The following is a 14,772-nucleotide window of genomic DNA, read 5'->3' as shown; positions in this document are numbered from 1 at the left end:
GCCGTACTAGCGTGGCGGGCATGGCTGATCTTCCCCTCGCTCTCGTCACCGGCGCCACCCGCGGTATCGGCGCCGCGGCCGCCCGCGCGCTCGCCCCCACGCACCGGTTGCTGCTCGGCGGCCGCGACGCCGACGCGCTCGGCGAACTGGCGGGCACGCTGCCCGGAGCCCGGGCGTGGCCGGTCGACCTGACCGACGCCGGGGCACTGGAGGCGGCGACCGCCGAGATCGGCGAACTGGACGTGCTGGTGCACTCGGCCGGCGTCGCGCGGCTCGGCACGATCGAAGCCACCACCGACGCGGATTGGCGGGCGAACTTCGAGGTCAACGTGCTCGCCGTCGTCACGCTGACCAGGCAGCTGCTGCCCGCGCTCCGCGCCGCGAAGGGACACGTCGTGGTGATCAACTCGGGCGCCGGGCAGAACGCGCGTCCGGGCTGGGGTCCGTACGCGGCCAGCAAGTTCGCCGTCCGCGCCTTCGCCGACGCGCTGCGGGAGGAGGAACCCACGCTACGGGTGACGTCGATCTACCCCGGCCGCACGGACACCGAAATGCAGCAGGCGATCATCGCGGACGAGGGCCGCGCGTACGAACCGGAACGCTTCCTGCGCCCGGAATCCGTCGCGGCCGCCGTGCTCTCCGCGGTCTCCGCCACCGGCGACGCGCACCCGACCGAGGTGACCCTGCGGCCGCGCGGCCTGGTCTAGCTCGTCTCGCTGCTCCCGGCGGCGCGTCGCGAAAGCCACTTTCGGGACATCCCGCGTCCCCAAAGCCACTTTCGGGACATCGGCACCTGCCCGACCACAGTTGTCCACACCCCCGCGCCGTTGTGGACAACCCGGCCCCCACCAGCACTTTCCCCCGGCTCCAGCCTCCAACCCCCGATAGACTGGCCTCGGGGCCGCCCCCTGGGACGGGCGGGGGGTTGCGTAAGTGAGTTAAGAGCGCAGGCGTGCGGAGGTTTCGGCGACTTCGGCTTGCACCTTCGCGCGGTCGACCCGCAGGGATTCGCCGTCGCCGACGACCTGTTCGCCTGCCACCCACACGTCGCGCACCCGGCGCGAGCCGGCGGCCCACACCAGGTTCGAGAGCAGTTGCTCGTCCGGGACGTCGACGCCCGCCGCGAAGGCCGGGTCGTCGAGGTCGACGTGCACGAGGTCCGCCCACCGGCCGGGTTCCAGCGCGCCGATGTCGGTCCGGCCCAGCGCGTCGGCGCCGCCGCGGGTGGCGAGCAGGAAAGCGTCGGCCGCGGTCAGCACGGTCGAGTCGCCGGTCGCGAGCCGCGCGAACATCGCCGAGAGCTGCAGCTCCTCCCACAGGTCGATGTCGTCGTTCGACGCCGGGCCGTCCGTGCCGAGCCCGACGGCGACGCCCGCCTTCCGCAGCTCCGTGACCCGCGCGATGCCCGAAGCGAGCTTCGCGTTCGAGCCGGGGCAGTGCGCCATCCCGACGCCGCGCGCCGCGAACAGCGCGATGTCCTCGTCCGACAGGTGGATGGCGTGCGCGGCCACCGTCCGGCCCCGCAGCATCCCGACCTTCTCCAGCAACGCGGGCACCGAACCGTGCTCTTCACGCTGCTTGACGTCTTCGAGCGCCGCCTCGGCCACGTGGATCTGCACCAGCGCGCCGCGTTCGGCCGCCGACTCCGCGGTCGCGCGCAGCGCCTCGACGTTCAGCATGTACGCCGAGTGCGGCCCGTAGCCGACCTCGATCCGCTCGCCGGGACCGAACCGGAGACCGTCGGTGTCGATCCAGCGTTCGATGCTCTTCAGCATCGCGCGCCAGTCCATCCCCGGCAGTTCCATGATCGGCGGGCCCAGGATCACCCGGCCACCGGTGGTGAGCACCGCGTCGGCGAGCTGTTCGCCTTCGAAGTACATCTCCGCGCTGGTCGTGACGCCGTGCCGCAGCATCTCGACCGAGCCCAGCATCATGCCGGTGCGGATGTCGGCGGGCTTCAGCTTCGCCTCGGCGGGCCAGATGATCTCGTTCAGCCACCGCAGCAGCGGCAGGTCGCCGCCCATCCCGCGCAGCAGCGTCATCGGGCTGTGCGCGTGCGTGTTGACGAGACCGGGCAGGAGGAGCCCGCTCAACCGGGTCACGGGAGCGGACGTTTCGGGAGCTTCGGCGGCGGGGCCGACATGGGTGACACGCCCGGCCTCGTCCACGTCGACCACGGCGTCACGCAGCAACGAGCAAGCGGGGTCGGCGGGGAGAACGACAGGAGCGTGGAAACGGCGTTGCATGACGCGAGCTTACGGTCAGTCCACGACTCCGCTACGCCACGCCCACGCCGCGATCTCCACCCGGTTCCGCGCACCCACCTTGCCCTGCACCGACGCCAGATGCGTCTTCACCGTCGACAACGACAGGAACAGCTCGGCCCCGATCTCGGTGTTCGTCAGCCCCTTCGCGGCCGCCTTGACCACGTCCAGCTCCCGCGCGGTCAGCGGCTCCGAAGGCGGGACGACCTCGCGTTTCACCGCGCCGCCGTCGAAATGCTTCAGCAGCCGGACGGTGATCTGCGGCGACACCAGCGCGTCCCCGCGCGCGGCCGCGCGCACCGCCTCGATCAGCAGCGCCGGGCCGGCGTCCTTCAGCAGGAACCCGCTCGCGCCGTTCCGCAGCGCGGTGTGCACGTACTCGTCCAGGTCGAACGTCGTGACCACCACCACCTTCAGCGGATCGGCGACGTCCGGTCCCGCCAGCTGCTTGGTGACCTCGAGCCCGTCGATCCCCGGCATGCGGATGTCCAGCAGGCACACGTCCGGCCGCAGTTCGCGCGCCTTCGCGACCGCCGAGACGCCGTCCGCCACATCGGCGACCACCTCGATGTCGTCCTGGGCGTCCAGGATCATCCGGAAGCCGATCCGCACCATGTCCTGGTCGTCGGCGATCAATACCCGGATCACTCTTCTCCTTCAAGTGGTAGCCACGCTTCGACGCGCCAGCCGCCGCCCGGCGCCCGCCCGGCGGAGAGCCGGCCGTGCAACAGGGCGACCCGTTCGCGCATGCCGATCAGACCGTAGCCGCCCGACCCGCCGGCCGGACGGCGCTCCGGCTCGCGTCCGTCATCGGTCACCTGGAGGTGCAGTTCGCTCTCGATCACCTCGGCGATGACCAGCGCCTCTTTCGCGCCGGACGCGTGCTTGCCGATGTTCGTCAGCGACTCCTGCACCAGGCGCAACGCCGACCGCCCGACCTCGTGCGGCACGTTCGACGGCAGTTCGAGCTTCATCGACGTCTTCACACCGTGGTTCGACCGTTCGATCAGCGACCGCAGGTCGGCGGCGAGATCGGTGGTGGCCTGCTCGCTGAATTCGCTGCTCCCGGCGGGCGCGTCGCCGCGCATGCTCCGCACGAGCCGCCGCATCGCCGCGAGCGCCTCCACCCCGGCGTCCTCGATCCGGCCCATCGCCTCGACCGCGACCTGCGGGTTCTTCTCGCCCATCATCTTCGCCGCCTGCGCCTGCACGACGATCCCGGTGACGTGGTGGGCGACGACGTCGTGCAGTTCCCGCGCCAGCGCCATCCGTTCCGAGGTCTGCGCGTCGCTGATCGCCGACTGGATGACCTGCGTCCGCTCCGAATCCCGCGAACGCAGCGCCAGGCCGACAGCCACCGAGATACCGAGCAGCAGCAGCCCGGCGATCGCGAACCCGGCGATGTCGTCCGGTTCGGTCATGAGCCGCGGATTCGGCCGCTGGGTGTTGAGCACGCAGGCGACCATCACCACCCCGGTCAGCGCCGCGAGCCGCGACGTGGCCTTGCCCAGCCCGACCGCGCGGACCAGCGTGACGATCGCGCCCATCCCCGCGACGACCTGCGTCCCCGGCAGCCCGCCGGGCGTCGGGTAGCTGTAGCGGAGCCGGAGGAACGGCGTCACCAGCGTCGAGAGCAGCAGGACCGCGGTCAGCGCGACCATCGCGTCGGCCGGTCGCCGCGGCGCCGCGATCGCGATGATCGCGGCGACGATCGAACAGACCAGGAGGGGCAGACCGTGTACCCCGGTCGAGTACGTGAAGCCGAATTCCAGGATGAGCGCGACGCTCAACATGCCGATGAGCGGCCACTGGCCCATCACCAGCTTGTTGAGCTTCTGCAGCTTCTCGTAGCGTTTCGGATTCACCGTGCGGTCGCGCCCGGGAATCGCGAAGACCAGCGTGCCGCCCAGCAGGATGCCGCCGAACAGCATCGCCTGGGCCATGGTGCCGCCCGACAGTCCCTCCACGTACCGGCCGGACACCGCGGTCAAGGTGGCCAGCACCAAACCCGAGATCACCGCGAACGCGACACCCGGCCGCGTCCGGCGCGCGGCGTAGAACAGGATCTCCACCCCCGCCACCACTTCGGTGATGGACAGGTTCGCGAGCACGCTCGAATAGGTCGGGATGCCGAAATACCGGACGACCAGCGTGTAGCTGACCAGCACGACCGAGGCGGCGACAGCGGCGACGGCGGCGCGTTTCTGCGCCCAGAGCGCGCAGAACACCATGCCGAAGATGCCGGGGAACAGCAGGAGGTCGATGAACCTGGGGCCGGCGTCGTCGAACGCGGCGTCGGTGATGAAGGCCAGGTCGAACGCGAGCGCGGCCAGCAGGACGACCGCGGGCATGCCGATGCGGCGCGCGAGCGCGCTCGCCCGCACGGAGAACTTGTTCTGGGATGGCCCTGCTGTCACACCGTGACGGTAGAGGATCCGCCACCGTCCGCACCTTGGCCGACCGGCCCGAGCCGGGTCGGCCGATCGGCCGATGCGGGCGAGATCAGCACTGGCCGTCTGCCCGAAGTGGACACAGGTGGTTCACAGCGAAGCTCTTTCCCGAAGCGGAACACGAAGACTGACTAGGGAGATCACGGTGGTAGATCCACAGTGGACAGGGCAGCCGGTGCTTGCGGGCCGGGGGCTGGTGAAGCGATACGGCACGCAGCACGCGCTGGCCGGGATCGACATCGACATCCAGGCGGGTGACGCGGTCGCCATCGTCGGGCCCTCCGGCTCGGGCAAGACCTCCCTGCTGCACGTGCTCGCCGGGATCCTCCGCGCCGACGCCGGGCAGATCTTCCTGGCCGGGCAGCGGGTCGACCAGCTCAACGAGCGCAAGCGCAGCGAACTGCGCCGCACCGAGTTCGGCTTCGTGTTCCAGTCCGGGATGCTCGTCGCCGAACTGAGCGCCGAAGAGAACGTCGCGCTGCCGTCGCTGCTGGGTGGCAAGGGCCGCAAGGAATCCATCGAAGCCGGCCGCGAATGGCTGGCGAAGCTCGGCCTCGCGGGCAAGGAAAAGCGCCGCCCCGGCGAGCTTTCCGGCGGTGAGGCGCAGCGCGTCGCGATCGCCCGCGCCCTGACGCACCGGCCGAAGGTGATCTTCGCCGACGAGCCGACCGGCGCGCTCGACACCCGCACCGGCCGCGCCACCATGGACGCGCTGCTCGCGGCGGCCGCCGACAGCGGCGCCGCGGTGATCGTGGTGACCCACGACCGCGAACTCGCCGAAGCCATGCCGCGCACCGTCTCCATCCGCGACGGCCTGATCGCGACGAGGCTGGCCGCGTAATGAACAGCTTCCAGCTGGCCATGCGGGTGCTCCGGGTCGACCGCCGGACCCGCACGTCGGCCATCCTCACCGCGGTCGGGGTCGCCGTCGCGACCAGTCTGGTGCTCCTGCTGGCCTCCCTCCCGGGTGCCACGCAGGCCCGCTCGCAGCGGGCGATCTGGCAGGACATCGGCAGCTACTACTCCCAATCCGGGGAGAGCCAGCGTCCGGCGCCGCTGCTCATGGCGGCCAACAAGGACTACTCGGGCGACCGCGAGATCATCCGCGTCGACATCGCCCAGACCGGCGCCTCGCCGATCCTCAGCCTGCCGCCGGGCATCCCGAAGCTGCCCGGCCCCGGCGAGGCGATCGTTTCCCCGGAACTCGGGAAACTGATCCAGTCGGCGCCGCAGGCCCAGCTCGGGGAGCGATTCGGCAAACTCGTCGACGCGCTCGGACCCGATTCCCTGATGTATCCGGAGCAACTGGTCGCCGTCGTCGGCCACACCCCGGAGTCGATGCCGAAGACGGCCATGGCCGCGGACGGCTTCCCGAACAAGCAGGCGAAGCCCGACCCGATGCTCGAACTGCTCGCCTGGGTCGGCGTGATCGTCCTGCTCGTGCCGAGCCTGGTGCTCGTCGCGTCTTCGGCCAGGCTCACCGCCGCCCGGCGCGAAGTGCGGATGGCCGCGCTCCGGCTGGCCGGGGCGACCCCGGGCCAGGTGATGAAGATCGTCGCCGCCGAGACGGCGTTGTCCGCCGTGGTCGGCGCCCTGCTGGGCATCCTCGTGGCGCCGGCGCTCCAAGGCCTCTCGACGTTCGTTCCGTGGGCAGGCGGGACCTGGCTCGCGTCGGACTTCAGCCTCCCGGTCGTTTCGACCACCGCGATCGCCGTCGTGATCCCGCTGCTGGTCGTGTTCGCCGGTGTCCTCGGCATCCGCCGCGTCCTGAAGACGCCGCTGTTCGCGGCCTCGGCCCACGCCCGCAAACCGCTGCACTGGTGGCGGCTGCTCGCGGTCCCCGTGGCCGGCGCCTTCTTCCTCTTCGCGGTCAGCCAGGACGACGGCAGCCTGCCGATGGTGATGCTCGGGCTCTTCCTGCTGGTCGGGTCGGCCGCGATCATCGGACCGTGGGTCACCTCGGCGGTCGGCGGCACGTTCGTCCGGATCTGGCGCAAACCGGCCTCGCTGCTTGCCGGGCGCAGGCTCCGCGACGACCCGAAGAGCGCGTACCGGGCCACGGCGGGTGTCGTGCTCGCGGTGTTCACCGGCTCGATGGCGCTCACGCTGCTGCCGACGTTCGAGTCGATGGCCGGCGGTGGACGGACCTACCAAGACAACGTCCTCTACGCCGGGTCCGACGCGACCCAGGCCCAGCAGATCGCCGACCAGACCAACGCGTCCCTCGCGCGCAACGGGGTCACCGAAAAGGCCATCGCGGTCGGCCAGGTCTACCTGTCCACCGGCGAGACCGGCACCCGCTCGCAGACGCTCAGCCGCGCCTTCGTCATGAACTGCGAGGACGCCGCGAAGCTGCTGCGGGTGAACATCGGCGGCACCTGCCTGCCCGGTCCCGCGATCTACAGCAGGACCAGCCTCGACCCGTCGGCGTACCAGGTGACGAACGACTACGACAAGGCCGGTACGCCGCTGGATCCGAAGGCGCCGGTGCACCTCTTCCCGTCCAGTGACGAGGACACCTACGGCACGATCGTCATCGACCCGGCCCTGGTGCCCGCGGGGGTCACGCCGGACAAGGTCGACGTGGTCGTGCCGACGACGTCGGCGAACGGCGAGGTCGTGCGGACCGCGCTGGTCGGGGCGGCCCCAGGCCAGGAGGTCGTCAGCCGCGGCCTGCACCTGATCGGCCAGCAGCAGGAACTCGGCGACCTGCGCCGGGTCACCGTGATCGGCCTGATCGCCGCCGGGGTGCTCGCCGGCTGCAGCGCGGCCGTCGCGACCGCCGGTTCGGTGATGGACCGCCGCCGCACCTTCGGGGCACTCATCGCGGCCGGGACACCGGTCAAGGTGCTGGCGAGGGCGCTGCGGATGGAAGCGGCCCTGCCCGCGATGGTGGCCACCATCGGCGCGGGTGCGGTCGGGGTCGGGGTCGGCATCGGGCTCTACAGCATGGTCGAGAAGGACGGGATCGTGCTGAGCCCGTGGCTGCTGGCGCCCGTGGTGCTGGGAATCGGGGTGGCGTTGCTCGGGGCATCCATCTCGACCCCGGCCCTCAAGCGGGTGCAGTCGGAGCCGTTGGCCGACGAGTAAAAGGTTCGCCCGAATGGCGTCATGGCGCCGGGGCGGGCAGGTCTCGTGGGTGGAGTCGGAGGTAACCACCCACGAGCCGGGTGCCCGGTCATCCCTCTGTCGGGGGATGGATGAACGGGCACCGGGGATGCGCAGGGGGCATCCCAAGGCACGGGGGTGTGAAGAAAGGGCCGGTCAGGGACGTGGGGACGTCCCTGACCGGCCCTTTCAGGCGTTTAGACCCGTTCGAAGATCAGGTCGTGCGAGATCCGGCCCTCGACGTCGGCGCGGTTCTCGAACTTCGTGATCGGCCTCCACTCCGGACGCGGCGCCCAGCCGCCCGGCTCGTCGGCGTGCCGGTTGCGCAGGAGCGGCTCGGCCGAGCAGACCTCCATCATCTGCTCCGCGTAGTTCTCCCAGTCGGTCGCCATGTGGAAGGTCCCGCCCGGCGCGAGCCGCGACGCCACCAGCGAGACGAACTCGGGTTGCACGATCCGCCGCTTGTGGTGCCGCTTCTTCGGCCACGGGTCCGGGAAGAACAGCCGCACCCCGGCCAGCGAACCCGGCTCGACGTGCGAGGTCAGGAGCACGACGGCGTCGCCGTGCATCAGCCGCAGGTTCTCCACCCCGAGCTTCTCCGCGCGCAGCATCAGCTGGCCGAGACCCGGGTCGTACACCTCGACCGCGACGTAGTTCAGCTCCGGCGCGGCGGCCGCGAGCTGGGAGGTGGTCTCGCCCATGCCCGAGCCGATCTCCACCATGACCGGGGCGCGCCTGCCGAACCAGTCTTCGAAATCCACCGTGCCTTCGGGCAGCTCGCCGACCGTGCGGCCGAGCGACGGCCAGAGCTCGTTCCAGGCTCGCTGCTGCCCGACGGTCATCCGGCCGCCGCGTTTGACATAGCTGACCACGCTGCGCATCCGTGGCTGGTCCTCGTTTTCCACCCGCCCATTAAACGCGGGGGTTACCGGACCGCTTCGAACTCCCCCAGCCGCGAGCGCAACCCGGCGAATCCGCCGACCGCGATCGGTGGCGGCGTCGTACTGGAATGGGCGGGGAGTACGTCGATCCAGCCGTCGTGCCTGCTGGTGTTCAACACCGTGGTCGGGATCGAATGGCCGGAAGCCCCGCGTTCGGAAGGCATGAACTCCCAGTAGCCGGATTCCCCGTCCGCCGCCCACGGGACGAATTCCCAACCGGGACGCCTGCCGAGCAGACCGGAGATCCGATCTTCGATGCGGAAACCGAGTTCCCGCGATTCGAGCTTTCCTTCCACGACGGCGCGAAGCCACCACGGCGCGGGGATTTCGCCGTGCATTCCACTGGACGCGCGGTACAGCGCGACAACGAGATCTTCGGGTGCGCGGTGCACCCAGGCACGGCGGAGATCGGACGGCCGGGTCGCCGACGCCACCGTTCGGGGCAGTTCGATCGCTTGGGACCATTCGAGGTCGAGCATGGGCTCGAGTCGTGGCCTTGTGCTTTCAGTACGGGCTTTAGGGATCGTGCGTTCCACTCCCTGACCGGAATCCACCGTCAAGGATCACCTCCGGGGCCGAGAGCCGAAAAGCGGCTCATCCCGAGCATCGCCCGGTCAGGAACAGTATGTCCGCATCCTGTGAGAGAAGCCACAGGCTCTTAACGTGGACTTAACTCCTTTGGCCGAGGTAAAAGCTCACGCGTCCCGTCGATGGGTGATCATCAGCCCGGCCGTATAAACAATCACGCAGATGCCGGCGAAATAAGCCAAATAACCCCACGGCCCCAACGGCGGGTCGAGTTTCAGCATCGAAACCGTCATGTCCGGTCCTGAAAACTGATTCGCCGCGAAGAACGGCATCCACTGGTAGATGTCGTCGCCCACCCGTGGAATCAGGATGACGAGACCTTCGATCACCTGCGTCCAGGCCAACGCGAACCCGAGGGCGAACGCGGGACTGCGGAACAGCAGCCCGAGGCCGACGCCGAGAAGCCCGGTCAGCAGGAAGGTCAGCCCCTGGCCCGCGACCGCGCGCCAGTCGGCGCCCGAGTGCAGCCCGAGGTCGGCGGCCGGTTTGATCAGATACGCGATCCCCCACGAGCAAAAGCCCACGAGCAGGCCGATCAGCCCCGAGAAGATCCCGACGACGACGCCCTTCGCCAGCAGCGCGGGCACCCGCGACGGCACCGCCTGGAAGGTGAGCTTCATCGTGCCCCAGTTGAACTCGGTCGCCGCCGCGAGGATGGCGAGCACGAGCACCACGGTGCGGCCGAGGTTGCCGGCCGTCTGAGTCGAGGCGACGGTCGCCTGTTCCTCCAGCGGCACCAGGCCGAAGAACAACGCGGTGTAGCCGATCGCGAGGACCACCGCGATGACCGCGCACCACCAGGGCGCGCGCGTGCTCAGCAGCTTGATCCGCTCCGCGCGGATCAGGTTCGCCGTGCTCATCGGGCCACCTCCGGGACACCGGCGCCGTACTCGACGGCTTCCGCGGTGAGTTGCATGTACGCCTGTTCGAGCGAGCCGGTGAGCGGCTTCAGCTCGTGGAGGGTCGCGCCCGCGGTGAAGGCGAGCTCGCCGATCGCGTCACTGTCCATTTCGGACACGATGAGCGCGCCGTCCTCCTCGCTGAACTCGGCGCCCTTCTCGGTCAGCGCCGTCCGCAGTCCGGCCAGCTGCGGGCTGCGGACCCGCACGCCGAGACCCTTCGCGCGGCCGACGAAGTCCTCCATGGTGCCCTGGTAGATCAGCTTCCCCCGGCCGATCACGACGAGGTCCTGCGCGGTCTGCGCCATCTCCGGCAGCAGGTGGCTGGACACGAACACGGTGCGGCCCTCGGCGGCGAGCGCGTGCATCAGCTGCCGGATCCACACGATGCCCTCGGGGTCGAGCCCGTTGACCGGCTCGTCGAACAGCAGCACCCGCGGGTCGCCCAGCAGCGCCGTCGCGATCCCGAGCCGCTGCAGCATCCCGAGCGAGAACTGCCCGGCCCGTTTGCGCGCGACCGACTCCAGGCCGACCAGCCGGAGCACCTCGTCGACCCGCTTGTCGGTCAGCCCGTTCGTGGCGGCGATCCACCGCAGGTGCTCACGGGCCGGACGCCCGGGATGCCGCCAGGACGCGTCGATCATGCCGCCGACCGTACGAAGTGGATCACGTAGCTCGCGGTAGGCCTTCCCGTCGATCGTCACCGCGCCCGACGTCGGGCTGTCGAGCCCGAGCATCATCCGCATGGTGGTGGACTTCCCCGCCCCGTTGGGGCCGAGGAATCCGGTCACGCGGCCTGCTTCGGCGGTGAAGGAAAGGGTGTCCACGGCGAGTTTGTCGCCGTAACGCTTCGTGAGTCCGGTGGCCTCGATCATCGGCCCTCCCTCCAGTGGATTCCGACATTACCCAAACGGGTAAGGACCGGGCCGCCCCCCGACAGGCTGCCCGGTCCTCGTTCCCCTTTTTCTCCCCGGCCGGACGCCCGGCTCCCCCGAGCGGACGTCCGGCTTCTCCCCTGCGGAAGTTCTTACGCGTCGCGCTTGTCGGCGACGACCAGCGAGATGATCAGCAGCACCAGCGCGAAACCGGCGAAGTAGGCCAGCGATCCACCCTGGCTCAGCGGCGCGTCGGCGGCGGCGCGACCCGAGCCGTTGAGGAACCGGTCGGCGACGTGGAACGGCATCCAGTCGTAGATGTCCTTGCCGATCTTCGGGATGAGCTGGATCAGGTTCTCCACCGCGAGGGTGTAGATCAGCAGCAGCGAGATGGCGCCGGCGCTCTGCCGGATCAGGATGCCGACGGCGACCGCGATCACCGAGGCGAAGGCGAACACGACGCCGACCCCGGCGACGCTGATCCACTCCGCGGTGGTGTTCAGCATGAGGTCTTCCGGCCGCATGACCGAGGCGAGACCCCAGGCGGCGAACGCGGCGACCTCGCCGATCACGAGCGAGAGCAGCGCGACGACGCCGGTCTTGGCCAGCAGCGCCGACTTGCGGTTCGGTACGGCCTGGAAGGTGGTGCGGATGGTGCCGAAGCGGTATTCGGTGGTCACCGAAAGCGCCGCCAGGACCATGATCACGGTCATGCCGAAGACATAGCCGAACTGGGAGTTCGAGACGTCGGTGAATTCACCCGCCGGGGCGGCCCCGGCGAAGATGGCGGCGAAACCGATCACGACCGCGAGGGTGATCAGCGCGCACCACCAGGGTGAGCGGGTGGTGAACAGCTTGATGCGTTCCACAGCGAGCAGAGTCATGGCTTTTCTTTTCCTCGACAGTGTTTCGAAAAGAGTGAGTGGCTACTGGGCGGCGGCGACCACTTCGGCGGCTTCGGCTTCGAGACCGGTGTGGTACTCGACCGAGTCGCCGGTGATCTGCATGAAGGCCTGCTCCAGGGAGCCGGTCTGCGGGCTGAGCTCGTGCAGCACGATCCGGTTGGCCGCGGCGATCTCGCCGATCTTCGCACTGTCCAAACCGGACACGATGATCGCGCGGTCCTCGTCGGTGACCTGGGCGCTCGCCTGCGTCAGCGCGGTGCGCAGCGCGGGCAGCTGCGGGGACCGGACCTTGACCGTGTTCTCGGCGGCCCGTGACACGAAGTCCTCGGTGGAGGACTGGGAGATCAGCTGTCCCTTGCCGATCACGACCAGCTGGCTCGCGGTCAGCGCCATCTCCGAGAGGAGGTGCGAGGAAACGAACACCGTGCGGCCCTCGTCGGCCAGCCGGTGCATGAACTTGCGGATCCAGAGGATGCCCTCGGGGTCGAGGCCGTTGACCGGCTCGTCGAAGAGGAGGACCTCGGGGTCGCCCAGCAGCGCGGCCGCGATCCCGAGCCGCTGCGACATGCCGAGCGAGAACCCGCCGGCGCGCTTTCCGGCGACGCTGGTGAGCCCGACGATCTCGAGCACCTCGTCGACCCGGTTCGCCGGGATCTTGTTGGACTTCGCCATCCACTGCAGATGCGCCCGCGCCGACCGGTTGGGGTGCACCCACTTGGCGTCCAGCAGCGCGCCGACCGTGCGCAGCGGCTCCTTCAGCTCGCGGTACTGCTTGCCACCGATGCGCACCTGACCCGAGGTCGGGTTGTCCAAGCCGAGGATCATCCGCATGGTCGTCGACTTGCCCGCCCCGTTGGGGCCGAGGAAACCGGTGACCTTCCCGCTCGCGACGGAGAAGGACAGGTTGTTCACCGCCAGTGTCTTGCCGTACCGCTTGGTGAGGCCCGCTGCCTCGATCATGTCTGCTCCCCTCGGCGATTGCGAGAACAATCGTCGTCCATGTGGGTGGCCGAGCGCGTCATCCTGAGGTGCCAACCTGGTACCCGACCTGAGAAGTAGCTTGCCGTCTCCGGACGGCGTACGCGATCGGTGACACCCCTGAGAGTGACCCTGAATCGCCAGGGTTAATGAACCGTGGTTCAATAATGGCATGGCGAGACCCCGCACCATCACCGACGAACGACTGCTGGAAGCGGCGGGGACCGTGGTCGGCGAGGTCGGCCCGGGTTTCACGCTGGCCCAGGTGGCCGCGGAGGCTGGGGTGGCGGTCGGCACCGTCGCCCAGCGGTTCGGCTCGAAAAACGGTCTCCTGCAGGCGTTGAGCCGGCTGAACACGCGATCCGTCGTGGGGCTGATGCGGGATTGCGGCGAGCTGGCCGATCCCGTGGAGGCCCTGCGCGCGGCCGTCGTCGTGATCTACGAGGGCTTGGGGACGGCGGAAACCGCGGCGAACCACCTCGGGCAGCTGGGGGTGGACATCGGCGATCCGGAACTCCGCGCCCTGCTGGGCGAGCATTTCTCCGCCGTCGAGGCGGAACTGCGGCGGTTGACCCGGATCGCGGCGCGTGACCTGCCGGGCGCGCCGGGGGTCGTCCGGGCGGCGCGAGTGCTGCTGGGGGTGGCGAACGGGGCCGCGCTGGATTGGTCGATCCGGCCGAAGGGCCGGATCGTCGAGCGGCTGGGGCAAGACGTGGACGCGGTGCTGACCGCGTGGAAAGGAGTGTCCTGAATGGACCGGAAAGTGGCCGTCGTCACGGGGGCGACGCGAGGATGTGGCCGGGCGATCGCGGTGGAGCTGGGCAGGCTCGGCTGGACGGTGTTCGTCACCGGCCGCACGACGCGGGACCGGCAGTCGCCGATGAAGCGGTCGGAGACGATCGAGGACACCGCGGAGCTCGTCGACGCGGCGGGCGGCTGGGGGATCCCCGTCCGCACCGACTTCACCGAGGTGTCCGATGTGGACGCGCTGAAGGCGCGGATCGAGTCCGAAGTGGACGGCCGGATCGACCTGCTGGTCGACGACGTCTGGGGCGGCGACCCGTTCGCGGACTTCGACGGGCCGTACTGGAACTCCAGCCTCGACGACGCGCTCACGCTGGTGCACAACGCGATCGACACGCACCTGATCGCGTTGCACCGGCTGCTGCCGCTGGTCGTCCGGCAGGAGGGCGGACTCGTCATCGAGGTCACCGACGGTGACCACGACGAGTACGTCGGCGCGGGAATCCCGTACTTCCTCGCGAAATGCGGGATCCGCGCGATCGGCAGGGCGCTCGGTGCCGAACTGAAGAAGTACGGCTGCGTCGGCATGACCGTCACGCCGGGCTTCCTGCGCTCGGAGGCCATGCTCGACTACTTCGGGGTCACCGAGGAGACCTGGCGTGACGCGGTGGGCAAGGCCGCCCCGGTCGACTTCGCCATCTCGGAGACGCCGGCGCTGCTCGGGCGCGGGGTCGCGAAGCTGGCGACCGACCCGGAAGTGTCACGGTTCGCGGGCAAGACGCTGGCGTCGTGGACGCTGATGAACGAGTACGGCCTGACCGACGTCGACGGTTCGCGCCCGGACTTCGGCAAGTGGATGGCCGAAGTCCGGGACAAGGGCCAGGACCCGGAAACGGCCGACCACTCCCTGTACCGCTGAGCACCGGCTGGTCGTGGGGTTGGGGGTGGGGGGGTTTTGTAGAATGGAGGCGACGAACGCCCAAGCACAAAGGGCAACACGGAAGAGCACACTAATGATGT

14 protein-coding genes are annotated in these 14,772 nt (G+C 69.7%); 5 read left to right on the top strand and 9 right to left on the bottom strand.

Going from position 1 to position 14,772, the window contains the following annotated elements:
* Positions 1 to 20: 20 nt before the first annotated feature.
* Positions 21 to 707, top strand: coding sequence for an SDR family oxidoreductase (locus AB0N89_RS18535; protein WP_364205857.1), 687 nt, complete (start codon positions 21 to 23; stop codon positions 705 to 707).
* Between the two features lie 231 nt (positions 708 to 938).
* Here the strand turns inward: AB0N89_RS18535 and AB0N89_RS18530 are convergent, their stop codons facing one another.
* Genes AB0N89_RS18530 through AB0N89_RS18520 form a run of 3 tightly spaced genes read right to left on the bottom strand, consistent with a single transcriptional unit; the run spans position 939 to position 4,615 of the window.
* Entirely contained in the window at positions 939 to 2,246 is a 1,308-nt protein-coding gene (locus tag AB0N89_RS18530; protein WP_364205855.1) for an amidohydrolase, read from the bottom strand.
* A gap of 15 nt (positions 2,247 to 2,261) precedes the next feature.
* Positions 2,262 to 2,912: a response regulator transcription factor gene (locus tag AB0N89_RS18525; RefSeq protein WP_191255701.1), complete on the bottom strand. Its 651-nt coding sequence runs from the start codon at positions 2,910 to 2,912 to the stop codon at positions 2,262 to 2,264.
* Positions 2,909 to 4,615, bottom strand: coding sequence for a histidine kinase (locus tag AB0N89_RS18520; protein ID WP_364205988.1), 1,707 nt, complete (start codon positions 4,613 to 4,615; stop codon positions 2,909 to 2,911). Before AB0N89_RS18520 ends, AB0N89_RS18525 begins: the two co-directional genes overlap by 4 nt.
* 244 nt (positions 4,616 to 4,859) lie before the next feature.
* On the opposite strand from AB0N89_RS18520, the gene AB0N89_RS18515 reads away from it, so the two are divergent.
* Complete coding sequence (locus AB0N89_RS18515; protein ID WP_364205853.1) at positions 4,860 to 5,555, top strand: ABC transporter ATP-binding protein; 696 nt, start codon at positions 4,860 to 4,862, stop codon at positions 5,553 to 5,555.
* Positions 5,555 to 7,804: an ABC transporter permease gene (locus AB0N89_RS18510; RefSeq protein WP_364205851.1), complete on the top strand. Its 2,250-nt coding sequence runs from the start codon at positions 5,555 to 5,557 to the stop codon at positions 7,802 to 7,804. Before AB0N89_RS18515 ends, AB0N89_RS18510 begins: the two co-directional genes overlap by 1 nt.
* Positions 7,805 to 8,019: 215 nt before the next feature.
* Here the strand turns inward: AB0N89_RS18510 and trmB are convergent, their stop codons facing one another.
* The 6 genes from trmB to AB0N89_RS18480 form a co-directional block, all read right to left on the bottom strand.
* The gene (gene trmB / locus AB0N89_RS18505) at positions 8,020 to 8,703 is read right to left on the bottom strand and encodes a tRNA (guanosine(46)-N7)-methyltransferase TrmB (protein ID WP_364205986.1); all 684 of its coding nucleotides are present in this window, start codon (positions 8,701 to 8,703) and stop codon (positions 8,020 to 8,022) included.
* Positions 8,704 to 8,747: 44 nt separating this feature from the next.
* A complete protein-coding gene (locus tag AB0N89_RS18500; protein WP_364205849.1) occupies positions 8,748 to 9,299 on the bottom strand; it encodes a hypothetical protein in 552 nt (183 codons plus the stop codon).
* A 159-nt stretch (positions 9,300 to 9,458) separates the two neighbouring features.
* A complete protein-coding gene (locus AB0N89_RS18495; protein ID WP_364205847.1) occupies positions 9,459 to 10,211 on the bottom strand; it encodes a hypothetical protein in 753 nt (250 codons plus the stop codon).
* Positions 10,208 to 11,125 (bottom strand): ATP-binding cassette domain-containing protein, encoded by a 918-nt coding sequence (locus AB0N89_RS18490; RefSeq protein ID WP_364205846.1) that lies wholly within the window; start codon positions 11,123 to 11,125, stop codon positions 10,208 to 10,210. The genes AB0N89_RS18495 and AB0N89_RS18490 overlap by 4 nt, the downstream gene beginning before the upstream one ends.
* A 152-nt stretch (positions 11,126 to 11,277) precedes the next feature.
* Positions 11,278 to 12,009 (bottom strand): ABC transporter permease, encoded by a 732-nt coding sequence (locus AB0N89_RS18485; protein WP_364205844.1) that lies wholly within the window; start codon positions 12,007 to 12,009, stop codon positions 11,278 to 11,280.
* A 42-nt stretch (positions 12,010 to 12,051) separates the two neighbouring features.
* Positions 12,052 to 12,990 (bottom strand): ABC transporter ATP-binding protein, encoded by a 939-nt coding sequence (locus AB0N89_RS18480; RefSeq protein ID WP_364205842.1) that lies wholly within the window; start codon positions 12,988 to 12,990, stop codon positions 12,052 to 12,054.
* A 190-nt stretch (positions 12,991 to 13,180) separates the two neighbouring features.
* Between AB0N89_RS18480 and AB0N89_RS18475 the strand changes: the two genes are divergently transcribed.
* Positions 13,181 to 13,759, top strand: coding sequence for a TetR/AcrR family transcriptional regulator (locus AB0N89_RS18475; protein WP_364205840.1), 579 nt, complete (start codon positions 13,181 to 13,183; stop codon positions 13,757 to 13,759).
* Positions 13,760 to 14,671, top strand: coding sequence for an SDR family NAD(P)-dependent oxidoreductase (locus tag AB0N89_RS18470; RefSeq protein WP_364205838.1), 912 nt, complete (start codon positions 13,760 to 13,762; stop codon positions 14,669 to 14,671). It abuts the gene before it with no gap.
* Positions 14,672 to 14,772: the final 101 nt, after the last annotated feature.

Source organism: Amycolatopsis sp. NPDC089917, assembly GCF_040684635.1.
In the GTDB taxonomy this organism is placed as follows: Bacteria; Actinomycetota; Actinomycetes; order Mycobacteriales; family Pseudonocardiaceae; genus Amycolatopsis.
The sequence above is the reverse complement of the archived record's forward strand: the minus strand, read 5'-3'. Positions and strand labels throughout refer to the sequence as shown.